We start from the raw sequence: 22,130 nt of genomic DNA, 5'->3' as shown, positions 1-22,130 counted from the left end.
TCCTTTCAAGCCGTTATCCGGCCTTCCGCATGCCTGCGAGCAGGTTTTCGAAAAACTCCTTGCACTTACACATTTACTGTATAAAAATACAGCCTGTCGTTATGCACAGCACCAGCACATCCGGATAGGCCCTACCATGATCAAACTGACTGCCCGCCAAGAACAAATCCTGAACCTGATTCGGGAAGCGATCGAAAATACCGGCTTCCCCCCGACCCGCGCCGAAATCGCAGCGGAACTCGGTTTTCGTTCTGCCAACGCTGCCGAAGAGCATTTGCAGGCGCTTGCGCGCAAGGGCGCTATCGAGATTTCCCCTGGCACATCGCGCGGCATCCGCCTGTGCGACACCGGCCAGAATGAAAGGCCGAGGCTTGCCGGCGCGAGGCAAATGGCGCTGCCACATCCTTCGCTGATGCAGTTGAGCCTGCCCCTGGTCGGCCGCGTGGCTGCCGGCTCGCCGATCCTGGCCCAGGAGCATATTGAAGCGACCTACAATGTCGACCAGTCCCTGTTTTCCGCCAAGCCGGATTACCTGCTGAAAGTGCGCGGGCTGTCGATGCGGGATGCGGGAATCCTCGATGGCGATCTGCTAGCAGTAAAAAAACCGACGCCGCCAAGAATGGCCAGATTATCGTTGCCCGACTAGGCGACGACGTAACGGTCAAGCGCTACAAGAAAACCGGATCTGTCGTCGAACTGTTGCCGGAAAATCCCGATTTCGAACCGATTCGTGTTAATCCGAACAGTGACGATTTCGCACTAGAAGGCCTGGCGGTCGGCTTGCTGCGCGCCTGGGGTTGAACCGGCACCAGGCTCGAGGCGCAGGCACTTGTCGGTTCGATTGAGTTGCAATGTACATTTAACACGGTTCCGGAGCCTGCACCCGTCACATTGCGACATCGTCAAGAATTCCTATTCTGCAAGATTTTTTTGGCAATGCCGCGCAGGATGTTGACCTCTTCGGTTTCGAGCTGAGTACGCGAAAACAACCTTTTAAGCCGGGGCATCAGTTTCTTAGGATTATCCGGCTTGAGGAAGCCAATAGCAGTCAAGGCCTCCTCCAGATGCGCATACATGCCTTCGATCTGGGCAAAGCTCGCAGCTTCGCCCTGAAATCCGATGGATGTTGCCGGGGCTTGGGCTTCCTCCATTACAGCGAGCCTGCACTCGTAGGAGAGCACCTGGACGGCCTGAGCCAGATTCAGGGAGGAGTACTCCGGATTGGCTGGAATATTGATCAGGACATTGCATTTTTCCACTACCCCGTTCGGCAAGCCGTAACGCTCATTGCCGAATACCAAGGCAGCCTGCACGTCGGGCTCCATGTTTATGTGCGCCGCCAGTGTACGCGGCGTCCATACCGGCGGGGAAAATTCGCGCAGGCGCGCACTGAGCGCCGCCGCGAAATTGCAGCCGTCCAGAGCTTCCTCGATTGAACCAACAACTTTTGTCCGGCTCAGAATATCCTGCGCTCCGCTCGCAAATGCCAGCGCCTCTTCGTGCTCGAGAGCGTCGTGAAAGCGAGGATTAACAAGAATTAATCGCGAAAAACCCATGGTCTTCATCGCGCGCGCGGCTGCGCCGATGTTCCCGGGATGGCTTGTTTCGACGAGGACGAACCGGACACGGTCGAAAACAGAGGTACTTGTTTCAGGCGGCTTCATTTAAAATAGCGGCATTGCGCGGCACAATCGACTAACCGACTGGCCGCATCGCTCATTGTCATTTTATGTGGTTCCGCACGCGGTAGGCGACGGTACCGCAATTTTAACGGAACCTTTATGCACCCCATGCTCAACACGGCGGTCAAGGCTGCTCGCCGCGCCGCTTCGATCATCAATCGCGCCTCCTTCGATGTCGAACGCGTGAAAGTCAGTGAAAAAGGCCAGAACGATTTCGTTACTGAAATCGACCGCGCCGCCGAACAAGCCATCATCGATGTCTTGCAGAGCGCCTATCCCGACCACGCCATCCTGGCGGAAGAGTCCGGCGCCTCCGCCAACCTGCATGACGAAAATGAAAACGTCTGGATCATCGATCCGCTCGACGGCACCACCAATTTCATCCACGGTTTCCCGCAATACTGCATATCGATCGCGCTCCAGCAGCGGGGTCAGATCACGCAGGCAGTCGTCTACGATCCGAACCGCAACGATCTTTTCACGGCATCTAAGGGCGCCGGCGCCTATCTGAATGAAAAGCGCATCCGCGTCAGCCGGCGGGACAAAATGGCCGAAGCCTTGATCGGCACAGGCTTTCCATTCCGCGACATGGGAGGACTGGACGAATACATGCAGATGTTCCGGGTAATGACGGAGAGATGCGCCGGATTGCGTCGCCCGGGCGCCGCAGCACTTGACCTGGCTTATGTCGCAGCCGGCCGCCTCGACGGTTTTTTCGAGAAAGGCCTGCAACCCTGGGACATGGCTGCCGGCTCGCTCCTGATCACTGAAGCAGGCGGCATCGTCGGCAATTTTGCCGGCGAATCGGACTACCTGTACAAGAAGGATGTGATCGCCGGCACGCCGAAGATCTTTGCCCAGATGGTCATGCTGCTGTCCCCGTTTGCCAAATAACGCCACGCCTGCAGTCGCAGAGGCGGGCCGCACGCCCAAGACCAGTTGCAGCCCGCGACTTTCCTCTTGCCTTTCTTTTGCACCACCTTGCCCAGTCCAGCCGCCCCTCGGCGGCTGCCGGCAGCTTTCTTATTGAGTTCTCATGCCCTTTACCCAGCTCGGCCTATCCGATGAAATCGTTCGTGCAGTGCGCGAACAAGGCTACACCACACCCACTCCGATTCAGACTCAAGCCATTCCTGCCGTGCTTGCAGGCGGCGATCTGCTGGCCGGCGCCCAAACCGGCACCGGCAAGACGGCAGGCTTTACTCTTCCGATCCTGCAGCTGCTGAAAGATGGCCCGAAATCCACGCCATCAAAATCCAGGCCGGTGCGCGCCCTGATCCTCGCACCGACCCGCGAGCTGGCGGCACAGGTTGAAGAAAGCGTACGTGTCTACGGAAAATACCTGAACCTCCGCTCTGCCGTGATCTTTGGCGGTGTCAGCATCAATCCGCAGATCGAACTGCTCAAACGCGGCGTGGACATCCTGGTGGCGACCCCGGGGCGCCTGCTCGACCATATGCAGCAGCGCACCATCGACCTGTCGCGCATCGAAATCCTCGTACTGGATGAGGCAGACCGCATGCTCGACATGGGCTTCATTCGCGACATCCGCCGGGTTCTCGCGGCACTTCCCGCGAACCGGCAGAACCTGCTTTTTTCGGCGACCTTCTCGGATGAAATCAAGGCGCTTGCGGATGGATTGCTCAATACCCCGGCCACGATCGAAGTGGCGCGCCGCAACTCGACGGTGGATACGATCGAACAGAAGGTGCATCCGGTCGACCGCAATCGCAAGCATCCCCTGCTCAGTCATTTGATCAAGACCCGGAACTGGTTCCAGGTGCTGGTCTTTACCCGGACCAAACATGGCGCCAACCGGCTGGTCGAACAATTGGGCAAGGATGGCATCAGTGCGCTGGCGATCCACGGCAACAAGAGCCAGGGTGCGCGCACGAAGGCGCTGTCGGAATTCAAGGATGGCAAGCTGCAGGTCCTGGTTGCGACAGACATCGCCGCACGAGGCATCGACATCGACCAGCTTCCGCATGTGGTGAACTACGACCTTCCCAACGTACCGGAAGACTATGTACACAGGATCGGCCGCACCGGCCGCGCCGGCGCCGTGGGAGAGGCGGTATCCCTGGTCTGTGTCGATGAACACGACCTGCTCAAGAACATCGAAAAACTGATCAAGCGCACGCTTCCGCGGGAAGTCATCGCCGGCTTCGAGCCCGATCCGAATGCCACTCCTCAGCCAATTCAGCTTCGCAGCGGCAATGGTGGCGGGCGCAGACAGCCGCAGCCCAAAAAGCCTGCAGCAAGTGCGGCGTCTGGCGCATCAACTAAGTCCGGTGGAGCGCCAAAGCCTCCCGCGAAAAACCAGCCGGCCACGAAAGCGTCGCTGCTCCATCGCGCTGGAAACAGAGGCAGGTAGCCAAAACAGCATCCCGCTGCCGAAGTCGCCGTGCCGGCGGCTGCGGCAGGCAACAACCGACTGGCTCAACATCCGCGTGGATAAGTCGGCATCGTTACTGTTTGAGCACTTCCCGGCAGGCATTAAAATGACGGATTACCGCAATCAGTCATAAAGCCCGGAATGCCACTCACATCTGTACCGGATTCGACCAAGGACGCGAACAGCGTTACGCGCAAGAGCACGAGCAAGGCCGCTGCTCAGCAAGCCGTCGAACAGCTCGACAAACACACCCCGATGATGCAGCAATATCTGCGCATCAAAGCGGAGCATCCGGACATCCTGGTGTTTTACCGGATGGGCGATTTTTACGAACTGTTCTTCGAGGATGCGGAAAAGGCAGTACGTCTGCTCGGCATTACGCTGACCCAGCGCGGCACTTCCAACGGCATGCCGATCAAAATGGCCGGCGTGCCTTTTCACTCGGCCGAGCAATACCTCGCCAAGCTGATCAAGCTGGGCGAGTCGGTCGCCATCTGCGAACAGATCGGCGATCCGGCTACCAGCAAGGGGCCGGTAGAACGCAAGGTGGTGCGGCTCGTCACGCCGGGTACCCTGACTGATTCCGACCTGCTGCCCGAGAAGTCCGAGCGTCCCCTGCTCGCCATGTCCATCCAGACTCAGCGCAGATCGGCGACGATAGGCATGGCCTGGCTGTCGATGGCAAGCGGCAGCCTGAAGCTGATGGAGTTCAGCAGCGATGCGCAAACCTTCGATGCGCGGCTCAAGCAGGAGCTGGAGCGCATCGCGCCGGCCGAGATACTGGTGGCGGATGGAGCCGACGTGAAACTGACACAGACGGCGAACGGCAAGCTCACCACCGCCCCCGACTGGCATTTCGACAGCGCCAGCGGCCAAAAGGCATTGCTCGAACAGCTGGGCACATCCACCCTCGCCGGATTCGGCGCGGAAGGCTTGAGTGCCGCCATCGGCGCTGCCGGCGCGCTGCTGCGCTATGCGCAAGCGACCCAGGGAAAGGGGCTGCAGCATGTACGCACGCTGGCCGTCGAATCGGAAAACGAATTCATCGGCCTGGATGCCTCGACGCGCCGCAACCTGGAACTGACCGAGACCATTCGTGGCCAGGAAGGCTCCGCTTCCGCACCCACCCTGTTCTCGCAGCTCGACCATTGCCGTACTTCCATGGGCTCGCGCCTGCTGCGGCACTGGCTGCATCACGCGAGGCGCGATCAGAACGTGGCAATGGCCCGGCATGCGGCGATCAATGCCTTGATGCGCGCCGACGCCGCCTCCGGGCTTTCCGCAACGCTGGCGGATGTGCCGGATATCGAGCGCATCACGACCCGGATCGCCCTGCTCTCTGCCCGTCCGCGCGACTTGGCCGGTTTGCGCAGCGGCTTGCAGCAATTGCCCTCACTGCGCTCCTATGTGGCGATGTGCAACCGGGATGCCGATGCGCCCTTGCTGCAATCCATTCACGACTTCCTTGCCACGCCGGCCGAATGCCTGGACTTGCTCGAACGTGCCATTGCGCCGGATCCGGCAGCGATGGTACGCGACGGCGGCGTGATTGCCCGCGGCTTCGATGCTGAACTGGATGAATTGCGCTCGCTGTCGGAAAACGCCGGTCAGTTCCTGGTCGACCTGGAAACCCGTGAACGTGCACGTACCGGCATCGGCAACCTGCGCGTGGAATACAACAAGGTGCACGGCTTTTACATCGAGGTGACGCACGGCCAGTCTGCCAAGGTGCCGGACGATTACCGGCGGCGCCAGACCCTGAAGAATGCCGAGCGCTACATCACGCCGGAACTGAAAGCCTTCGAGGACAAGGCCCTGTCGGCGCAGGAGCGCGCCCTGGGCCGCGAGAAATACCTGTACGAACAGCTGCTGAATGATCTGGCGCCGTACATCGGCAAGCTCCAGTCGATTGCCCGTGCCATTGCGGAACTGGATGTGCTGGTCGCGCTGGCCGACCATGCGCTGCGCAACAACTGGTGCGCGCCGCGCCTTGTCGCCGAGCCGGTCATCTCGATCGAGCAAGGCCGTCATCCGGTCGTCGAGAACCAGATCGAGAAATTCATAGCCAATGACTGCGAACTGAACAGCGAACGCAAGCTGCTTTTGATCACGGGCCCGAACATGGGCGGCAAATCGACCTATATGCGCCAGGTTGCCCTGATCACGCTGCTCGCTTACGTCGGCAGTTTCGTGCCGGCGACCAATGCCGTGATCGGCCCAATCGACCGCATCTTCACCCGCATCGGCGCTGCGGATGACCTGGCCGGCGGGCGTTCCACGTTCATGGTGGAAATGACGGAATCAGCGGCGATCCTCAACGGCGCCACCGAGCAATCGCTGGTGCTGATGGACGAAGTCGGCCGCGGCACATCGACTTTCGATGGGCTGGCGCTGGCCTGGGCAATTGCCCGCCATCTGATCGAGACCACGAAAAGCTTTACCTTGTTTGCGACTCATTATTTCGAACTGACCCAATTGCCGCAGACCCATCCTGCGGCGGCGAACGTGCACCTGTCTGCGGTCGAACACAAGGACAGCATCGTGTTCCTCCATGCGGTGCAGCCGGGGCCGGCATCACAGAGCTATGGCTTGCAGGTCGCCCAGCTGGCCGGCGTGCCGCAGGCAGTCATCCGCGCGGCGCGCAAGCATCTGGCGGTGCTGGAATCCCATTCGGTACAGGCCTCACCGCAATTTGATCTGTTTTCCGCGGCGCAGACACGAGAAGATGCAGACGCCGCCATGAATGAACCGGTCCCTGTAGTCTCGGCCCTGGAAGAGGAACTTGCCGCCATCGATCCGGACTCCCTTTCGCCACGCGAGGCGCTGGATGCCCTCTACCGCCTGAAAAATCTGGCCGGGTAACGATGAAGACGCACTGGTTGCATTGCCTGCTTGCCTGCGCCGCCCTGGCACAACTGCCGCTCGCATCGGCAGGGACGAATGCATTCAGTTTCGCCGTCATCCCCTCTCCTTTCCAGGAGCCTGGTGATGCTTCACTGCGTGAAGCGGTCAAGCAGACGGACGAGGCCAACCTCGCTTTTGTCGTGGTCGGTGGCATCAAGGCAGAAACGGAGCCCTGCAGCGATGACTTGTATAGCGAGCGCAAGAAACTGCTGGACAGCGCGCAAAACGGCTTGATCGTCTCGCTGGCGGCAAGCGATTGGGCCGAATGCACGGACTCAAGTGGAAAGCTGGATGCGGCAGGACGGCTAATGCTATTGCGTGATCTCTTCTTTGCCGACGAATTCTCACTCGGCAACAGCCGGATTCCGGTAACGCGACAATCCACCACACCGAAATTTCGCAGCTACACCGAGAATGCGCGCTGGGAAGTCCGCAGAACCATGTTCGCTACCATCAATCTGCCCCAGGACAACAACCATTATGTGATGGCTGCCGGGCGCAACAGCGAATTCGAGGATCGACAAGTGGCAAACCGGCATTGGCTGCAAAGAGTGTTCATTCAGGCCATTCGCAAGAAATTCAGCGCCGTGATCCTCTTTTGCGATGGCAACCCCTTTGCAAGGCCGCGCGATGCGCAGCGCGACGGGTTTCTGGAAATACGGCAGCAGATCACGGCATGGGCGGCGCGGTTTCCCGGAAAAGTACTGCTGATTCACAATCCCGGGGCCGTCCAATCCGAAGGCGCGCCGCGCATCAGATGGCGCGACAACCTCGGTGAATTGAAGGTGACGTCGGGCTGGATGATACTGACCGTCGATCCTTCGCTGGCCGCCTCAATCACTGTTGAACAGGGAACCGCTGCCGGAAAGGATCCGCACTCCTAGAGGGCCAACAACCATCCGGCCCTACCAGCTGCACGTCGCTCACTGCAGCGGAATGGTGCGGAATTGATCGCCTTCCTCATCATCGTCGTCCCCATGGTGATGATGATCGCCTCCCGCATGCACATGGCCATGTGCAATCTCTTCCTCAGTCGCAGGACGAACATCTGCCACATTCAGGGTGAAGCGCAAGGCCATGCCGGCCAGTGGGTGATTTCCGTCGAGCACAACCTGGCCATCGGCGATATCTGTGACTGTGAAGATCAACGGTTCTTCACTGCCGTGGGGATCTTCCGGCGTCCCTTCAAATTGCATGCCGACTTCCAAGGGCTCCGGCAGCCGGCTGCGCGGCTCGATCTTGACCAGGTTCGCATCATATTCGCCAAAGGCATCTTCTGGCTCCACCTGAATGCTTGTGGCATAGCCCGGATCCTTGCCGTCAAGGGCTTCCTCGATTTTCGGCAAGGTATTCCCATATCCTCCATGCAAGTACGTCATTGGCTCACGGCTTTCTTCGATCAGATTGCCTTGTGCATCTGACAGTTCGTAATGCAAGGTGACGACCGTATTCTTGGCAATCTTCATGACACTATCCTTTCATCTGAAATCCGGCGGGATTATACCTTGCGGGTATGAAGCCCTCGAACAAGTCAAGCTATGACCCACGGCTTGGCAATAATATCCACCGTTATAATGGAACGATGCAAAAACTTTCCCTCCTAGGCGGCCTGTCGCCTGCCCAGTTCCTGAAGGATTACTGGCAAAAGAAACCCCTGCTGATCCGCCAAGCCATTCCCGGATTTCACCCGCTGCTAACACGCGATGCACTGTTTCAACTTGCAGCACGGAACGATGTCGAATCACGCCTTGTTTCCCGATTTAAACAACGTTGGGACATGCAGCACGGTCCCTTTGACGCGCTGCCTGGCGCCAGTCGCAAGGCATGGACTCTGCTGGTGCAAGGCGCCAATCTGCACAACGAAGCGGCGGATACATTGCTGCAGCAGTTTCGCTTCATTCCCGATGCGCGGCTTGATGACTTGATGATCAGCTACGCGACCGACGCCGGTGGCGTTGGCCCCCATTTCGACTCGTACGACGTGTTCCTGTTGCAGGCCCACGGCCAACGGCGCTGGCGCATCAGCAAGCAAAAAGATTTGTCCCTGATTGCCGGCCTGCCCCTGAAGATTCTTCAGAATTTCAAGCCGGAAGAAGAGTTTGTCCTCGAACCCGGGGACATGCTCTACCTGCCGCCCCAATATGCGCATGACGGCATCGCGATTGGCGAATGCATGACCTACTCGATCGGCTTTCGCGCGCCAGCGTATCAGGAGCTGGGCGAAGCCTTCCTGCAGTTCATGGCAGAAGCGGTTGAACTGCCAGGCAGGTATGCAGATCCGGACCTCTCTCCCACAAGAAATCCGGCAGAAATCGGCAGTGGCATGCTGACACGGATTGCGGAGGAGTTGTCGAAGATTCGCTTCACCCGCGAGGACATCACGATTTTCCTGGGCGAGTATTTATCTGAACCGAAGCCAAATGTATTCTTCGAGCCTCCCCAGAGACCCCTGAATATCGAGCGATTTTCACGCAGCGCCGCCCGGCGCGGCATAGCTCTCTCCCCAAGGACGCGCATGCTTTATCGGGGCGTACATGTCTTCATCAATGGCGAGTCATTCATCGCTGGAAAGAATGAAAGACGGCCATTGCATGATTTGGCGAACGCGCGCCGGCTTGATGGCGCGGCAATCCAGGCTGCTTCCCGGGATGTTTTGGAATCTTTGCATGCTTGGTACCGGGACGGTTGGATTTACCTGCCATGACCCAGCTCCGGCGCTGTTACCCGCTAACAATTGCTTACTCAAAAGCTTTGTCCGGCCGTGAAATGCGGTGACATATTGTAAAAAAAACCGCTATAATTGCTGGTTAGGAAGTTTTCGTCGTGCGGCATTGCACAAACATGTCACACGCATACGAAAGTACCTACGAAGCGATAGTTATCGGTAATAGCTCATCGCATCCAGTTTTTAGCTGCAACCTTTGAAAAAAACCTTAAGGGAATATCCATGAAAAAAGCACTGTTGATCGCATCTTTGTTGGCTGTTGCACTTGCTGCTTGCGGCAAGAAAGAAGAAGCTGCTGCTCCTGCCGCTGAACCGGCACCGGCTGCTTCCGCTCCTGCTGCTTCCGCTCCGGCTGCTGACGCAACCGCTGCTGCTCCGGCTGCTTCCGCTCCGGCTGCTGACGCAACCGCTGCTGCTCCGGCTGCTTCCGCTCCGGCTGCTTCCGCTCCGGCTGCTGACGCAACCGCTGCTGCTCCGGCTGCTTCCGCTCCGGCTGCTTCCGCTTCCGAAGCAAGCGCAGCTAAGTAATTAGCGATCATTCGCTGCAAGCCGACCCTCGGGTCGGCTTTTTTGTTGCCTCAAGCTATGAAAGCGAAGTCCGCGCGATGAGGCGAAGCGTCATTGAACGCTATGGAGCACTTCACTCGCCAGTGGCCAGATCAATCCATCCAAAACCTTCTTCCTGACAAGCCACCATTACTCGCACCTGACTGGTGTCCAGCGCGTCTGTCAAGGCGGCAAGTGCCAGTTCGGGAGTGTTGTTCTGCTGGCTCAGATGAGCACCGATGACGATTTTCAGACGTGACTTGTCCACGTTGGCGAGGATTTCCGCACTCGTATCATTGGACAGATGACCATAAGCGCCGCCAATGCGTTGGCGCAGCGAGGGAGGATAAGTGGAGTTTGCCAGCATTTGCCGGTCGTGATTGCATTCGAGCACCAATGCATCGCACCCACCGAGCGCTGCAACCAGATGGGGCGTAGATTGGCCCGCATCGGTCAACACTCCCAGCCTCATATGACCATCGGTAGCGACATATTGAACGGGCTCCCGGGCATCATGCGGCACCGTGTAGGGAGTGAGCTGAAGATTTCCTATCCTGATGCTTTCGCCATCGCGACATATGTGGCAGGCAACGCTATCGCACTCACCCTGCACGGCCTGATACGTACCGAAGCTCAGCCAGACTGGAATGCGATAACGCCGCGCGAACTTGAAAACGCCGCCGACATGGTCCTTGTGCTCGTGCGTGACAAGAATTCCGGCTAGGTCTCCTGGCGTCACTCCGACCTTGGCCAGGCGCCGCTCGGTTTCCCGAATTCCGAATCCGCAATCCAGCATGACCGTCGTGGTCGCCGTGCCGGATGCACTGGAGATCAGTAGCGCGTTGCCTTCGCTACCGCTCCCTAAACTTGCAAATCTCAATAGCTTCTATTTCAGTTGATCGTTCAGAAGAGACAGGATCTTGTCAGCCGTTCGCGAATTTTCCGGACGCCCTTCATTGTTCAGCACTACTACCTGACTTACCATGCCTGCGCCCTTTACCGAGACGCGGTAGCGCTGGGCTGCCTTGGCCTTGTCATCAGAGCCGGAGAACAGCCTGGAAAAGAAACCCTGTTCCGACTTGTTCGCATCCAGCCCCTGATCGACATAACGCACGAAATACAAACCTTGCGAACGGTCGCGGTCTTCCACCGTAAATCCGACCCGGTCCAGGGCCAGGCCCACGCGGCGCCACGCACGTTCGAAGCTTTCATCCACCTCGACATAATGACTTTCGCCTCCGTTGACCAGCTTGGCGCGCGTCTGCTGTGGCGGAGCATTGGCAACAACTGCCTTGGCGCGGGTATCCTCGGCACCGAGTCGCGCCATCAGGCGCGACAGGAACTCAGCTTCCAGCCCGGGATCGGCCGGACGAGGCGTCCAGACTGTCGAATCCTTCTCCTGTCCGACCAGCACTTCCTGAGCGGCGCGATGGCTGATATAAATCTCAGTGGTTCCATCCGGCCCTCGCTCCAGGCGAGTGCGGAACTTGTCACGCTCACCAGTGGAATACAGCGGATCAAGCACCTTGCCGAGCGTATTGCGGATGAAATCCTGCGGAATCTTGGCACGGTTTTCCGCCCAGTCGGTTTCCATCACACCGGTCTGCGGAGATTCGACATTGATGAGGAAACCGGAGTCCTGCCAGAAATCCTTGATTTGCGGCCAAAGCTGCTCAGGCGCCTGCTTGACGACCAGCCAGCGCTGATTGCCGTCGCGCTCGATCCGCATATCGGCTGTGGCATTCGGCGCTACCGTTGCCGATGCGACAGCCGGACGCATCCCCTGCTGCAAGGAATATCCGGAAGCAGTCACCGTTCCATTGTTCGCTTCTGGAATCGCATAACGGTTCTCGCGCTGCAGCTGAGTCAGGTCCGGCGGTACTTCCAGCGACTTCGTAGGTGCCTTGCTGGCGCTTTTATAGTCAATCCGGTCGGATTCCATCAGCGAATCGACCGAACTGCATCCCGCCACAGCAGCCAGCATCAGGGCGGATACCAGCCCGCGTTGCGCCATCTGCGAATTCTTGCGAATAGTCATGTAGGTTCTGAAAGAGATATATCGATATAACGGCCGGTCCGGCTTTTGGCGGCGGCTATTGTAATACACCGGATTCGCGCAAAGCGGCGCGAACGGTATCGTGAAAATCGGCGCCCAGCGGCACCAGCGGCAGGCGGATGCCGTTCGGGATCAGGCCCAGCTCGGCCATTGCCCACTTCACCGGCACGGGATTCGGCTCCACAAAAAGCTTGTTATGCAGGGGCAAGAGCTTGTTGTTGATCTCGACCGCCTCAGCCACCCGCCCGGCCATCGCGGCAGCACACAGGAGGTGCATGCTGCGGGGCGCAACGTTTGCAGTCACCGAAATATTTCCCTGGGCCCCGCAGAACATCAATGCCATCGCCGTGGCGTCGTCCCCCGAATACACTGCAAAGGACTTCGGTGCCAGGCGGATCAGATCGCTTCCCCGGGCGATATTGCCGGTCGCATCCTTGACTCCGACAATCCCCGGAATCTGCGCCAGGCGCAGCACCGTTTCATTCGACATGTCGGCTACCGTGCGTCCCGGGACGTTGTACAGGATTGCGGGAAGATCGACCGACTCCGCGATCTTCCTGAAATGCTGGTACATGCCTTCCTGAGTCGGGCGGTTATAGTAGGGCACCACCAGGAGGGATGCGTCCGCGCCGACATCCTTTGCATACTGTGTCAGCTCTATCGCTTCGGCGGTGGAATTGCCGCCGGTACCGGCAATGACAGGAATGCGCTTCGCTGTGTGCTCGACCGCCACCTTGATCAATTCACAATGCTCTTCCACCGATACCGTCGGCGATTCGCCGGTCGTACCCACAATGACAATTCCGTCGGTGCCTTCCGCAATATGCCAGTCGATCAGCTTGCGCAGTCCCGGCAAGTCAAGCGAGCCGTCCGCATGCATGGGGGTGACGATTGCAACTATGCTGCCCTGAATCATGATGATGTGAATGTGGAGAGAAAGAAAGTTTGATTGTAGCGGATGGCCGCCTCGGTGCGAAGTTCTTCCTTAAGACAGCCGCAGGCATTCGGGGCGCAAATTCCCGGAGTCCCGGATGGCGCAAATGCGCTGTACCATCGCGGTCTTCGGCAGGTCGACATAGCCATCCTCGTAGGCGATCACGCGAAGCGGATGCGCCCTTTCAGCCCGCGCCATCGCGAGCAATTCGCCGGGCAGCAAAAGAAAATCGGGATTCGACGGCTTGCCAAAGCTAGCATTCCCTGCCGCAAAAGTCTCGTAAATCAGCACGCCGCCCGGCGCAAGGCCGGCAGCGAGATGCGCGAGCAACGGGCGGTACAGATAATTCGTCACCACGATGCCGGAAAAACGGCTCGCTTCGAATGGCCATTGCGCCTTGCCGTCTGTAGCACGTTCGAGGTCGTACTGAAGGGTGGTGACCTGCGGCCCGGCTGCGCGCTCCAGGGCATCAGCGTCGCGGTCGACCGCCAGCACGGGATGCCCCAGTGAGGCGAACAGCCGCGCATGCCGGCCGCTGCCGCATGCCAGATCCAGCACCTCGCCTGGCGGCACGAGCGAGGCAAAGCGCGCCACCCATGCAGACGGACGGTCAAGGCTGGCATGTGAATGCGGGATCTTGTCCAATCAATGCACCTGTCGAACCATCACTTGTAGCTCAGCCCCATGACCTCGCGCACGTCGCGCATCGTTTCCTGCGCCAGCTTGCGTGCCTTATCGCACCCGTCCGCAACGATCGCGCGCATCAAGCTCGGGTCGTCGAGATATTTCTGGGCGCGTTCGCGCATCGGCTCCTGCTCTTTCAGGACCGCATCAATCACCGGCTGCTTGCATTCCAGGCAGCCGATGCCTGCCGACGTGCATCCCTTGACTACCCAATCCTTGGTCTGTTCATCGGAATACACCTTGTGCAGCTGCCACACCGGGCATTTATCCGGATTGCCTGGATCGGTGCGGCGCACGCGCGCAGGGTCGGTCGGCATGGTGCGCATTTTTTTCACGACCGATTCCCGGTCTTCGCGCAATCCGATGGCGTTGCCATAGCTCTTCGACATCTTCTGGCCGTCGAGTCCCGGCAGACGGGAAGCCTCGGTCAGGCGAGCCTGAGGTTCGGTCAGGATCTGCTTGCGGCTCCCGACGAGATAGCCAAGCAGGCGCTCCCGGTCTTCCGTCGACAGGCTCTGCGCTTCTTCCAGCAGGGCCTTCGCCTGTTCCAGAGCTGCCTCGTCGCCGCGCTCCTGGTAAGCAGTGCGCAATTCCTCGTAGGTCTTGGCGCGCTTGCCGCCAAGTTTGTTGACCGCTTCCTGGGCCTTTTCTTCGAAGCCCTTTTCTTTGCCGTAGATGTGATTGAAGCGACGGGCGATCTCCCGCATCATCTCGATGTGCGGAATCTGGTCTTCGCCGACCGGGACCAGGCTTGCGCGATAAATCAGCACGTCGGCCGCCTGCAGCAGCGGATAGCCGAGGAAGCCATAGGTTGCCAGGTCGCGGTCCGCAAGCTTTTCCTGCTGGTCCTTGTAGGTCGGCACCCGCTCCAGCCATCCCAGCGGCGTTGCCATCGACAGCAGCAGATGGAGCTCCGCATGTTCCGGCACCTTCGACTGAATAAAAAGCGTCGCCTTGGCCGGATCGACGCCGGCGGCCAGCCAATCGATGAGCATGTCCCAGGTGCTTTTTTCAATGATCGAAGGATCATCATAGTGGGTCGTCAGCGCATGCCAGTCTGCGACGAAGAACAGGCAAGGCAGTTCTGACTGCATCTTGACCCAGTTTTTCAGAGCGCCGTGATAATGGCCAAGATGCAGGGTGCCGGTCGGGCGCATGCCGGAGACTACGCGGTCGGGAAACATCATTGTTCAGCTTAGAAAAATATTGAGGGGGAAAGTAATCAGTTGGAGGGCGGCATGGGCCACCATCATGACGGGAGCCATCCAGAAATACAAAAGCTTCAGCATCACCAGTCCCATGACGATGAAGAAGCCATAAGGCTCGATTTGCGCAAACTTGTATGCGTAGCGGTGCGGCAGCATGCTGGTCAGTACCCGACCGCCATCGAGGGGCGGAATGGGGAACAGGTTGAAGGCGAACATCACCAGATTCATCAGGATGCCGGCCTGTGCCATACGCATGAAAAACTCTTCTTCGAGACCGAACGTGCCCAGCATGATGGCGAATATCATCCACAGCAGCGCCATCAAGAAATTCGCCCCCGGGCCCGCCAGTGCCACCCATGCCATGTCGCGCTTGGGTTTGCGCAAATTGCCGTACTCGATGGGGACCGGCTTTGCATAGCCAAACAGGAATGGCGAGCCCACGGCATACAGGAGGACGGGAATGATGATGGTCCCGAAAGGATCGATGTGCTTGATCGGATTGAGACTCATCCGTCCCTGCATGTAGGCGGTCGAGTCGCCAAAGTATTTGGCTGCGTAGGCGTGAGCGGCTTCGTGCAGGGTAATCGCAAAAAGCACCGGCAGTGCATACACTGCGATTGTTTGAATGAGTTGATCCATGGGGCTAGATTTTATCAGAGGGGGCGCGCTGCCCGCGCCCGTAAGCCAGGCAAATACCCTGCCCGGCTTGTCAGCGGGCCATGGCAAAGCAAGAGTGCAGGCGTTCGTGGCAAAAGATCAAGAAGGGATTTTCTTGCCAAACGGATTTCAGAGGCCGAAGATCTCCGGATCCCCGCGCCCGCGGCGCACCAGCTCAGGCTCCTTGGCCGTCAGATCGATCACAGTTGTCGGCTCGAGGCTGCAGGCGCCGCCGTCAATGACCAATTCGATCTGCCGTCCAAGCCGTTCGCGTATCTCGTCGGGATCGGTGAGCGGGTCGCTGTCGCCGGGCAAAATCAGCGTCGTCCCCAGCAAAGGCTGACCCAGTTCTTCCAGCAAGGCGCAGGCAATGCGGTTCTCAGGCACGCGCAGGCCGATCGTCTTGCGCGAAGGGTGGCTCAGACGGCGCGGCACTTCCTTGGTGGCCTCCAGGATGACGGTGTACGGTCCGGGCGTTGCCGCACGCAGCACGCGATATTGCCGGTTGTCGACATGCGCGTAGGTGGCGATTTCACTCAGGTCCCGGCACAGCAAAGTCAGATGATGCTTGTCATCGATGCCGCGAATGTGCCGCAGCCGTTCCACCGCTGCCTTGTCATCCAGATGGCAAACCAGGGCATAACAGGAATCGGTGGGAAGCGCGACGATGCCTCCATCATGCAGAATCTGCGCTGCCTGCTTGATCAGGCGCAGCTGCGGATTATCGGGATGAATCTGGAAAAATTGGCCCATGAAATGCAAAGGGCGGCGGTTGATGTTCCGCCGCCCTGTCGGTAATGGTTATTAGGCGCCGCGCAGCGCAGCGATGCGCTCTTCGATCGGCGGGTGGGTTGCAAACAATGCAGCGAATCCACTTTGCCCGCCGTTGATGCCAAGCGATTTGAAAGCCTGCGGCATGCTTTCCGGCGGCTCCAAGCCGCCCAGACGCGCCAGTGCCCTGATCATGGGCTGCGAATTGCCCAATAGTTTTGCAGATCCGGAGTCCGCACGGAATTCGCGGTAGCGCGAGAACCAGGCGACGATCATGGAAGCGACGATACCGAACAGAATCTCGCACACGAATACAGTGATCATGTAGCCGACGCCAGGCCCGCGGTCATCGTTGTTGCGGAATACTGCCTTGTCTACGGCATAACCGACCACCCGCGCCAGGAACACCACGAAGGTGTTCACCACGCCCTGGATCAAGGTCAGGGTCACCATGTCACCGTTCGCGACGTGGGCGATTTCATGACCGAGGACCGCTTCGACCTCTTCCTTCGTCATGCTTTCCAACAAACCTGTCGAAACGGCGACCAGGGCTGAGTTCTTGAAGGCCCCTGTCGCAAACGCATTCGGCTCGCCCTCGTAGATCGCCACTTCCGGCATGGCGATGCCGGCACGGTCTGCCAGCTTCTTCACTGTATCGAGCAACCAGAGTTCGCTGGAAGATGAAGGCGCATCGATCACGCGCGCTCCGGTTGACCACTTCGCCATAGTCTTGCTCATCAACAGCGAAATGATTGCGCCGGTAAAGCCGACCACCAGCGAATACACCATCAGTGTGCTCATGTTCAAGCCGTTTGCCATCAGGTAGCGGTTCACTCCCAAGAGGGAAAGAACCACCGACATGACGAGCATGACGGCCAGGTTGGTGGCAAGGAAAAGCAAAATTCGTTTCATTCAGAAGCCTCCTGTATTGAAAGCCTTACCTAAATAAGGGCTTCGATAAGAAATTCAAGACATGCAAGATGTCACGGGAGCAATTCTCGCGCATCATGCGTAAAAAAGGAAAGGCTTCAGCCAGTTTAAGGCAGTTTTATATGAGCCAATCGTGCCAGACCGGCACGAGTGAGGGCGGCAGCGCCGGCAGTGCCCCCAGGTCCACGCGCGATTCTTCCGGAGCATGGAAATCCGACCCGCGGGAAGCGAGGAAACCGTATTGCGAAGCAATCTTGGCAAAGGTTTCATACTCGTCCGGCGTATGGCTGCCGGTAACGACTTCGATCCCGACGCCGCCATATTGCTTGAATTCCTGCAGCAGCGCGTCCAGCCCGACTTCGCTCAGCTTGTAACGCCCCGGATGCGCGAGGACCGCGACGCCTCCCGCGCCGCGTATCCATGTCACCGCCTCTTTCAGCGTGGCCCACCGATGCGGAACAAAGCCCGGCTTGCCTTCGGTCAGAAAGCGCTGAAAGACTTCGCTGACGTCCCGGCAGACGCCGAGTTCAATAATGTAACGTGCGAAATGCGTGCGTGAAATCAGGTCCGGATTTCCGACATATCTAAGCGCCCCTTCGAATGCATCGGGAATGCCTGCCGCCGCAAGTTGTTCGGCGATTTCACGGGCACGTCGCTCGCGGCCGGAACGGGTCATTGCAAGCCCCTGCACCAGCGTTTCGTTGGTTTCATCGATCTGCAACCCGACAATATGGATCGTCTCCCCCGCCCAGGTAATGGAAATTTCCACGCCCGGCACATAGATCAATCCAAGATCCGCTGCTGCCGCACGGGCTTCCGGAATGCCGCCCACCTCGTCATGGTCGGTCAGTGCCCAGACCTCGACGCCGTTGGCTTTCGCCCGTGCCGCCACTTCACCCGGTGCAAGGACGCCGTCGGAAATGCTGGAATGGCAATGAAGGTCTGCGTTCAACATAGTCGTATGCCAAGAGATACTGTAAGGATCGCTTTCATTGTACGCCGACTGACTGCCTCCGGAGGCATCTCACGCCGGACCTGTGTTCAGTCGAGAAAGTCTTCGATCAGCCTTGCCAGTGCCAGCGGTTGATCATGGTGCAGCATATGGCCGGCGTCCCTGACCAGCGCCGTCGTGACATGCTGAATTACGCCAATGCGGCGGTCCACCTCGGCCCGCGCCTGTTCCTGCGGCCCAAGCCAGCGCCAGGCATCGGTATCGTCCGCTTCCACCCAGAGCACAGGAGCGCTGATCGCACGCCAGCAAGCCATGATTTCTTCCACCTGGTACAGGTAGGGGTTGACCATCTTGTGTGCCGGGTCGCCAAGGATTGCCCATTCGCCCTGATCATTTTCGGCTGCCCAATGGGCTGAAAGAAATGCCGCGCGTTCCGGATGCAGCCGCGGATTCGTCTTTTGCAGACGCGCAGCCACCGCAGCCCGCGACGGATAGCGGCCCATGGTGGGCGGGTTCCGCAGTTCATCCAACCATTTTGCAAATCGTGCCGGCGCCTGTTCCGGGCGCGTCGGCGCCAGGCCGAACCCTTCGAGATTGATCAGCCGGGCGATCCTGTCGGGCCGCACGCCGGCATATGTGCAGGAAATATTTCCGCCCATGCTGTGTCCCAGCAGGTTGACCGGTGCGTCGGGCGAGTAGTGCTGCAGGATGGCATCGAGATCGCCCATGTAATCCGGGAACCAGTAGCAATCTGCGCGCGTCTTGTCAGTCAGTCCGAAGCCGCGCCAGTCCGGCGCGAGCACATGCCAATCCTTTTGCAGGCAATCAACGACGAACTGAAAGGATGCGGACACATCCATCCACCCATGCACCATAAACAGCTTCGGCGCGCCTGGCTCGCCCCATTGACGCACGTGGTATCGAAGGCCGCGGACCGTGATAAATTCTGACCTGGAGCGTTTCATGTTTTGCTGTATATCCTGACTGGGACTGATGAATGGAATGCCGGCCAACGGAGCCCTTTCGGCCGGCCTTGCACCTGCAGGCCCGAAATAATAGAACGACCGTTCATTAATTATAAGGGGGAAACAATGGCACCGGATGACCGCCTCCCGCAACAGGACCGCTACGACACGCTGTACCGCGAATTTCGCTGGCATGTTCCCGAATGGTTCAACATTGCCGAAGTCTGCTGTGCGCGCTGGGCGAAAGACAGGTCGCGCATTGCGATCCACTTCGAGGACGAGGCCGGGCATACCGCCACCCTCACCTATGCCTCCCTGCAGGAGCAGGCGAATCGCCTTTCCAACGTCCTGGCCAGGCTGGGCGTCACACGCGGCGACCGGGTGGCGATCATCCTGCCGCAGCAGGGTGAGACGGCGGTTGCCCACATGGCCTGCTATCAATCCGGTGCAATCGCGATGCCGCTCTCCATCCTGTTCGGGCCGGATGCACTTGAGTACCGGCTGCAAAACAGCGAAGCGGTGGTGGCAATCGTCGACAGCGCGGCGCATGACAGCCTGCAGGCGATCCGTGCCAATTGCCCTGCCCTGCGCCACGTCATTGCGATTCATTGCGACCCCGCCGACACGCTCGACTGGCATGCAGAACTGGCCAAGGCCGATCCCGAATTTGAACCTGCTGCGACCAAGGCCAGCGATCCGGCCATCCTGATCTATACCAGCGGGACGACCGGCGCGCCCAAGGGCGCCTTGATTCCTCATTCGGCCATCATCGGCAACCTGACCGGCTTCGTCGCATCCCAGAACTGGTTTCCGCAGGACGGCGACGTGTTCTGGTCGCCTGCCGACTGGGCCTGGACCGGCGGCCTGATGGATGCGCTGCTGCCCACGCTTTATTTCGGCAAGCCGATCGTCGGCTACCGCGGGCGCTTTTCGGCGGATACCGCGTTCTACCTGCTCGAAAAATACGGCGTCACCAATACTTTCCTGTTCCCGACTGCGCTGAAGATGATGATGAAAGCGTATCCTGCGCCGCGCAGCAGGTTTTCGCTCAAGCTGCGTGCCATCATGAGCGCCGGGGAAGCTGTCGGCGATGCGGTGTTCAACTGGTGCCAGGATGCGCTCGGCATCACGCCGAATGAAATGTTCGGCCAGACCGAAATGAACTACATCGTCGGCAACAGCGCCCAGCTCTGGCCGGCAAAACCTGGAAGCATGGGCCGCCCCTATCCCGGCCACCTGGTCGGTGTGATCGACGACGACGGCAATCCGGTCAAGCCGGGCGAAATCGGTGAAGTGGCGATGCGCCGAACCGATACCCACGGCACACCCGATCCGGTTTTCTTCCTCGGCTACTGGAAGAACCCGGAAGCCACGCGCAACAAGTATTCCGGCGAGTGGTGCCGCACCGGCGACCTGGCGCTGGTGGACGAGGACGGTTATCTCTGGTACCAAGGCCGGGCGGATGACATGTTCAAGGCAGCCGGCTACCGCATCGGGCCGTCGGAAATCGAGAATTGCCTGGTCAAGCATCCGGCAGTGATCAATGCGGCGGTCGTACCGAAGCCGGACCCGGAGCGCGGCAATATCGTCAAGGCGTATATCGTGCTGACACCGGGAGTCGAACGCGGCGAGGAAGCCGATGCCAGGCTGGTCGCTGAACTGCAGGCCCACGTGCGCGGCAAGCTCGCGCCGTATGAATATCCGAAGGAAATTGAATTCATCGACCAGTTGCCGATGACGACGACCGGCAAGGTGCAGCGCCGCATGTTGAGGTTGCGGGAACAGGAGCGCGCCGCCGGCACGAACGGGCAGCCCGCATAAGACGTGCGTCCCGTTTCGGACATTGCACCAGTCAAGAAGCCAGGGCCGCCAGCTCCTCCTCGTTGAAGCCGGCGGCTCTTCTTGCCTCCAGATTGAATGGCCCGCGCGGCACCGGCGCCTTGTACTTCACCGCAAGGGTTGCGTAGGTTGTGATCGGATCCAGTCCGCGCTCCCGGCACAGCCAGGCATACCAGCGGTTGCCGATCGCGACATGCCCGATCTCATCGCGCAGGATGATGTCGAGAATCTGTGCAGCCGCCATATCGCCCGCCTGCGCAAGCTTGGCCCGCATAGGCGGAGAGGCATCAAGGCCCCGCGCTTCCAGGGTGCGCGGCACGAGTGCGATGCGGGCGAGAATGTCATGCTGCGTTTTTTCCGCCATGTCCCACAGGCTGTTATGGGCCGGAAAATCACCATAGGCAAATCCCAGCACTTCGAGATGGGATGACAGCAGTGAAAAATGCAGCGCCTCTTCCGCCGCCACCTGCAGCCAGTCGCCATAGTATTCCCGCGGCATGCCGGGAAAGCGCCAGATGGCGTCCAGCGCCAGGTTGATCGCATTGAATTCGATGTGGGCCAATGCATGAATCAGGGCGGCCCGACCTTCGACAGTGCGCATCGAACGATGCTTCACCTCCAAGGGCGGCACCAGCTCCGGTCTGGCGGGCCGCCCCGGAACGGGTTGCGACGCTTCCAGCTCCGCTTGCTCCTGCAACGCAATCTGGCCCCGCAACCATGCCGAGGCCAAGCCTTCCACCCCGCGCATCTTATGCTCCACCTCGCTTGTCACAAGGCAGGTCAAGGCTGCGGCACGCAATTCTGTCAGGGAGGAAACGAAATCTGCAGTTGGCAATGGATTCATTCGAGCGGCGGTAAAATGCGGGTTTAAAACAATCAATT

Annotated in this window: 20 protein-coding genes and 1 pseudogene; 8 read left to right on the top strand and 13 right to left on the bottom strand. The window is 59.2% G+C overall.

Annotation, left to right across the window (positions count from 1 at the left end):
* The first annotated feature begins 136 nt into the window (after positions 1 to 136).
* Positions 137 to 801, top strand: a pseudogene (gene lexA / locus HGHM_RS20850) (transcriptional repressor LexA).
* Positions 802 to 902: 101 nt separating this feature from the next.
* Here the strand turns inward: lexA and HGHM_RS06410 are convergent.
* The gene (locus tag HGHM_RS06410) at positions 903 to 1,664 is read right to left on the bottom strand and encodes an RNA methyltransferase (protein WP_019140691.1); all 762 of its coding nucleotides are present in this window, start codon (positions 1,662 to 1,664) and stop codon (positions 903 to 905) included.
* Positions 1,665 to 1,781: 117 nt separating this feature from the next.
* Here HGHM_RS06410 and HGHM_RS06405 point away from each other — a divergent pair, with 117 nt between their 5' ends.
* The 4 genes from HGHM_RS06405 to HGHM_RS06390 all read left to right on the top strand — a co-directional run bounded on the left by HGHM_RS06405 (position 1,782) and on the right by HGHM_RS06390 (position 7,865).
* The gene (locus HGHM_RS06405; protein ID WP_034348428.1) at positions 1,782 to 2,576 is read left to right on the top strand and encodes an inositol monophosphatase family protein; all 795 of its coding nucleotides are present in this window, start codon (positions 1,782 to 1,784) and stop codon (positions 2,574 to 2,576) included.
* Positions 2,577 to 2,718: 142 nt separating this feature from the next.
* Positions 2,719 to 4,056, top strand: a complete 1,338-nt coding sequence (locus HGHM_RS06400; RefSeq protein WP_019140689.1) for a DEAD/DEAH box helicase — start codon at positions 2,719 to 2,721, stop codon at positions 4,054 to 4,056.
* Positions 4,057 to 4,332: 276 nt separating this feature from the next.
* The gene (mutS, locus tag HGHM_RS06395; protein ID WP_026075758.1) at positions 4,333 to 6,939 is read left to right on the top strand and encodes a DNA mismatch repair protein MutS; all 2,607 of its coding nucleotides are present in this window, start codon (positions 4,333 to 4,335) and stop codon (positions 6,937 to 6,939) included.
* Between the two features lie 272 nt (positions 6,940 to 7,211).
* Entirely contained in the window at positions 7,212 to 7,865 is a 654-nt protein-coding gene (locus tag HGHM_RS06390; RefSeq protein ID WP_175577158.1) for a hypothetical protein, read from the top strand.
* A 39-nt stretch (positions 7,866 to 7,904) separates the two neighbouring features.
* Here the strand turns inward: HGHM_RS06390 and HGHM_RS06385 are convergent, their stop codons facing one another.
* The gene (locus tag HGHM_RS06385; RefSeq protein WP_019140686.1) at positions 7,905 to 8,447 is read right to left on the bottom strand and encodes an FKBP-type peptidyl-prolyl cis-trans isomerase; all 543 of its coding nucleotides are present in this window, start codon (positions 8,445 to 8,447) and stop codon (positions 7,905 to 7,907) included.
* A gap of 116 nt (positions 8,448 to 8,563) precedes the next feature.
* Between HGHM_RS06385 and HGHM_RS06380 the strand changes: the two genes are divergently transcribed.
* A complete protein-coding gene (locus HGHM_RS06380) occupies positions 8,564 to 9,685 on the top strand; it encodes a cupin domain-containing protein (RefSeq protein WP_019140685.1) in 1,122 nt (373 codons plus the stop codon).
* Positions 9,686 to 9,928: 243 nt separating this feature from the next.
* Entirely contained in the window at positions 9,929 to 10,234 is a 306-nt protein-coding gene (locus HGHM_RS23875) for a hypothetical protein (protein WP_075111694.1), read from the top strand.
* A gap of 112 nt (positions 10,235 to 10,346) precedes the next feature.
* On the opposite strand, the gene HGHM_RS06370 is transcribed toward HGHM_RS23875, so the two are convergent.
* The 10 genes from HGHM_RS06370 to HGHM_RS06325 form a co-directional block, all read right to left on the bottom strand.
* Positions 10,347 to 11,132, bottom strand: a complete 786-nt coding sequence (locus tag HGHM_RS06370) for an MBL fold metallo-hydrolase (RefSeq protein ID WP_026075757.1) — start codon at positions 11,130 to 11,132, stop codon at positions 10,347 to 10,349.
* A gap of 6 nt (positions 11,133 to 11,138) precedes the next feature.
* Positions 11,139 to 12,290, bottom strand: a complete 1,152-nt coding sequence (bamC, locus tag HGHM_RS06365; RefSeq protein ID WP_019140681.1) for an outer membrane protein assembly factor BamC — start codon at positions 12,288 to 12,290, stop codon at positions 11,139 to 11,141.
* A 55-nt stretch (positions 12,291 to 12,345) separates the two neighbouring features.
* Positions 12,346 to 13,224 (bottom strand): 4-hydroxy-tetrahydrodipicolinate synthase, encoded by an 879-nt coding sequence (dapA, locus tag HGHM_RS06360; protein WP_019140680.1) that lies wholly within the window; start codon positions 13,222 to 13,224, stop codon positions 12,346 to 12,348.
* Between the two features lie 69 nt (positions 13,225 to 13,293).
* The gene (locus tag HGHM_RS06355) at positions 13,294 to 13,887 is read right to left on the bottom strand and encodes a class I SAM-dependent methyltransferase (RefSeq protein ID WP_019140679.1); all 594 of its coding nucleotides are present in this window, start codon (positions 13,885 to 13,887) and stop codon (positions 13,294 to 13,296) included.
* Between the two features lie 20 nt (positions 13,888 to 13,907).
* Complete coding sequence (locus HGHM_RS06350) at positions 13,908 to 15,110, bottom strand: tryptophan--tRNA ligase (protein ID WP_026075756.1); 1,203 nt, start codon at positions 15,108 to 15,110, stop codon at positions 13,908 to 13,910.
* 6 nt (positions 15,111 to 15,116) lie between these two features.
* Positions 15,117 to 15,773, bottom strand: a complete 657-nt coding sequence (locus HGHM_RS06345; RefSeq protein ID WP_019140677.1) for a site-2 protease family protein — start codon at positions 15,771 to 15,773, stop codon at positions 15,117 to 15,119.
* 147 nt (positions 15,774 to 15,920) lie between these two features.
* Positions 15,921 to 16,544: an L-threonylcarbamoyladenylate synthase gene (locus HGHM_RS06340; RefSeq protein WP_019140676.1), complete on the bottom strand. Its 624-nt coding sequence runs from the start codon at positions 16,542 to 16,544 to the stop codon at positions 15,921 to 15,923.
* A 51-nt stretch (positions 16,545 to 16,595) separates the two neighbouring features.
* On the bottom strand, positions 16,596 to 17,474 hold the full coding sequence (gene htpX / locus HGHM_RS06335; protein ID WP_026075755.1) for a protease HtpX: 879 nt from the start codon (positions 17,472 to 17,474) through the stop codon (positions 16,596 to 16,598).
* A gap of 136 nt (positions 17,475 to 17,610) precedes the next feature.
* Positions 17,611 to 18,447 carry a 3',5'-nucleoside bisphosphate phosphatase gene (locus HGHM_RS06330; protein ID WP_019140674.1) on the bottom strand — a complete coding sequence of 279 codons (837 nt, stop codon included), beginning with the start codon at positions 18,445 to 18,447 and terminating at the stop codon, positions 17,611 to 17,613.
* Between the two features lie 86 nt (positions 18,448 to 18,533).
* Positions 18,534 to 19,409 (bottom strand): alpha/beta fold hydrolase, encoded by an 876-nt coding sequence (locus tag HGHM_RS06325; protein WP_026075754.1) that lies wholly within the window; start codon positions 19,407 to 19,409, stop codon positions 18,534 to 18,536.
* 126 nt (positions 19,410 to 19,535) lie between these two features.
* Here HGHM_RS06325 and HGHM_RS06320 point away from each other — a divergent pair, with 126 nt between their 5' ends.
* The gene (locus HGHM_RS06320) at positions 19,536 to 21,230 is read left to right on the top strand and encodes an acyl-CoA synthetase (protein ID WP_019140672.1); all 1,695 of its coding nucleotides are present in this window, start codon (positions 19,536 to 19,538) and stop codon (positions 21,228 to 21,230) included.
* A 31-nt stretch (positions 21,231 to 21,261) separates the two neighbouring features.
* Here HGHM_RS06320 and HGHM_RS06315 read toward each other — a convergent pair whose 3' ends face one another.
* Positions 21,262 to 22,092, bottom strand: coding sequence for a ferritin-like domain-containing protein (locus tag HGHM_RS06315; RefSeq protein ID WP_026075753.1), 831 nt, complete (start codon positions 22,090 to 22,092; stop codon positions 21,262 to 21,264).
* Between the last annotated feature and the right edge of the window lie 38 nt (positions 22,093 to 22,130).

This window comes from Noviherbaspirillum massiliense JC206, assembly GCF_000312045.1.
GTDB lineage: Bacteria > Pseudomonadota > Gammaproteobacteria > Burkholderiales > Burkholderiaceae_D > Noviherbaspirillum > Noviherbaspirillum massiliense.
The sequence above is the reverse complement of the archived record's forward strand: the minus strand, read 5'-3'. Positions and strand labels throughout refer to the sequence as shown.

Excerpts from the sequence above, each read along its gene's own strand:
- HGHM_RS06410 (WP_019140691.1), bottom strand. The coding sequence starts at position 1,664 with ATGAAGCCGCCTGAAACAAGTACCTCTGTTTTCGACCGTGTCCGGTTC.
- HGHM_RS06405 (WP_034348428.1), top strand. The coding sequence starts at position 1,782 with ATGCACCCCATGCTCAACACGGCGGTCAAGGCTGCTCGCCGCGCCGCT.
- HGHM_RS06400 (WP_019140689.1), top strand. The coding sequence starts at position 2,719 with ATGCCCTTTACCCAGCTCGGCCTATCCGATGAAATCGTTCGTGCAGTG.
- mutS (WP_026075758.1), top strand. The coding sequence starts at position 4,333 with ATGATGCAGCAATATCTGCGCATCAAAGCGGAGCATCCGGACATCCTG.
- HGHM_RS06385 (WP_019140686.1), bottom strand. The coding sequence starts at position 8,447 with ATGAAGATTGCCAAGAATACGGTCGTCACCTTGCATTACGAACTGTCA.
- HGHM_RS06380 (WP_019140685.1), top strand. The coding sequence starts at position 8,564 with ATGCAAAAACTTTCCCTCCTAGGCGGCCTGTCGCCTGCCCAGTTCCTG.
- HGHM_RS23875 (WP_075111694.1), top strand. The coding sequence starts at position 9,929 with ATGAAAAAAGCACTGTTGATCGCATCTTTGTTGGCTGTTGCACTTGCT.
- bamC (WP_019140681.1), bottom strand. The coding sequence starts at position 12,290 with ATGACTATTCGCAAGAATTCGCAGATGGCGCAACGCGGGCTGGTATCC.
- dapA (WP_019140680.1), bottom strand. The coding sequence starts at position 13,224 with ATGATTCAGGGCAGCATAGTTGCAATCGTCACCCCCATGCATGCGGAC.
- HGHM_RS06350 (WP_026075756.1), bottom strand. The coding sequence starts at position 15,110 with ATGTTTCCCGACCGCGTAGTCTCCGGCATGCGCCCGACCGGCACCCTG.
- HGHM_RS06345 (WP_019140677.1), bottom strand. The coding sequence starts at position 15,773 with ATGGATCAACTCATTCAAACAATCGCAGTGTATGCACTGCCGGTGCTT.
- HGHM_RS06340 (WP_019140676.1), bottom strand. The coding sequence starts at position 16,544 with ATGGGCCAATTTTTCCAGATTCATCCCGATAATCCGCAGCTGCGCCTG.
- htpX (WP_026075755.1), bottom strand. The coding sequence starts at position 17,474 with ATGAAACGAATTTTGCTTTTCCTTGCCACCAACCTGGCCGTCATGCTC.
- HGHM_RS06330 (WP_019140674.1), bottom strand. The coding sequence starts at position 18,447 with ATGTTGAACGCAGACCTTCATTGCCATTCCAGCATTTCCGACGGCGTC.
- HGHM_RS06325 (WP_026075754.1), bottom strand. The coding sequence starts at position 19,409 with ATGAAACGCTCCAGGTCAGAATTTATCACGGTCCGCGGCCTTCGATAC.
- HGHM_RS06320 (WP_019140672.1), top strand. The coding sequence starts at position 19,536 with ATGGCACCGGATGACCGCCTCCCGCAACAGGACCGCTACGACACGCTG.
- HGHM_RS06315 (WP_026075753.1), bottom strand. The coding sequence starts at position 22,092 with ATGAATCCATTGCCAACTGCAGATTTCGTTTCCTCCCTGACAGAATTG.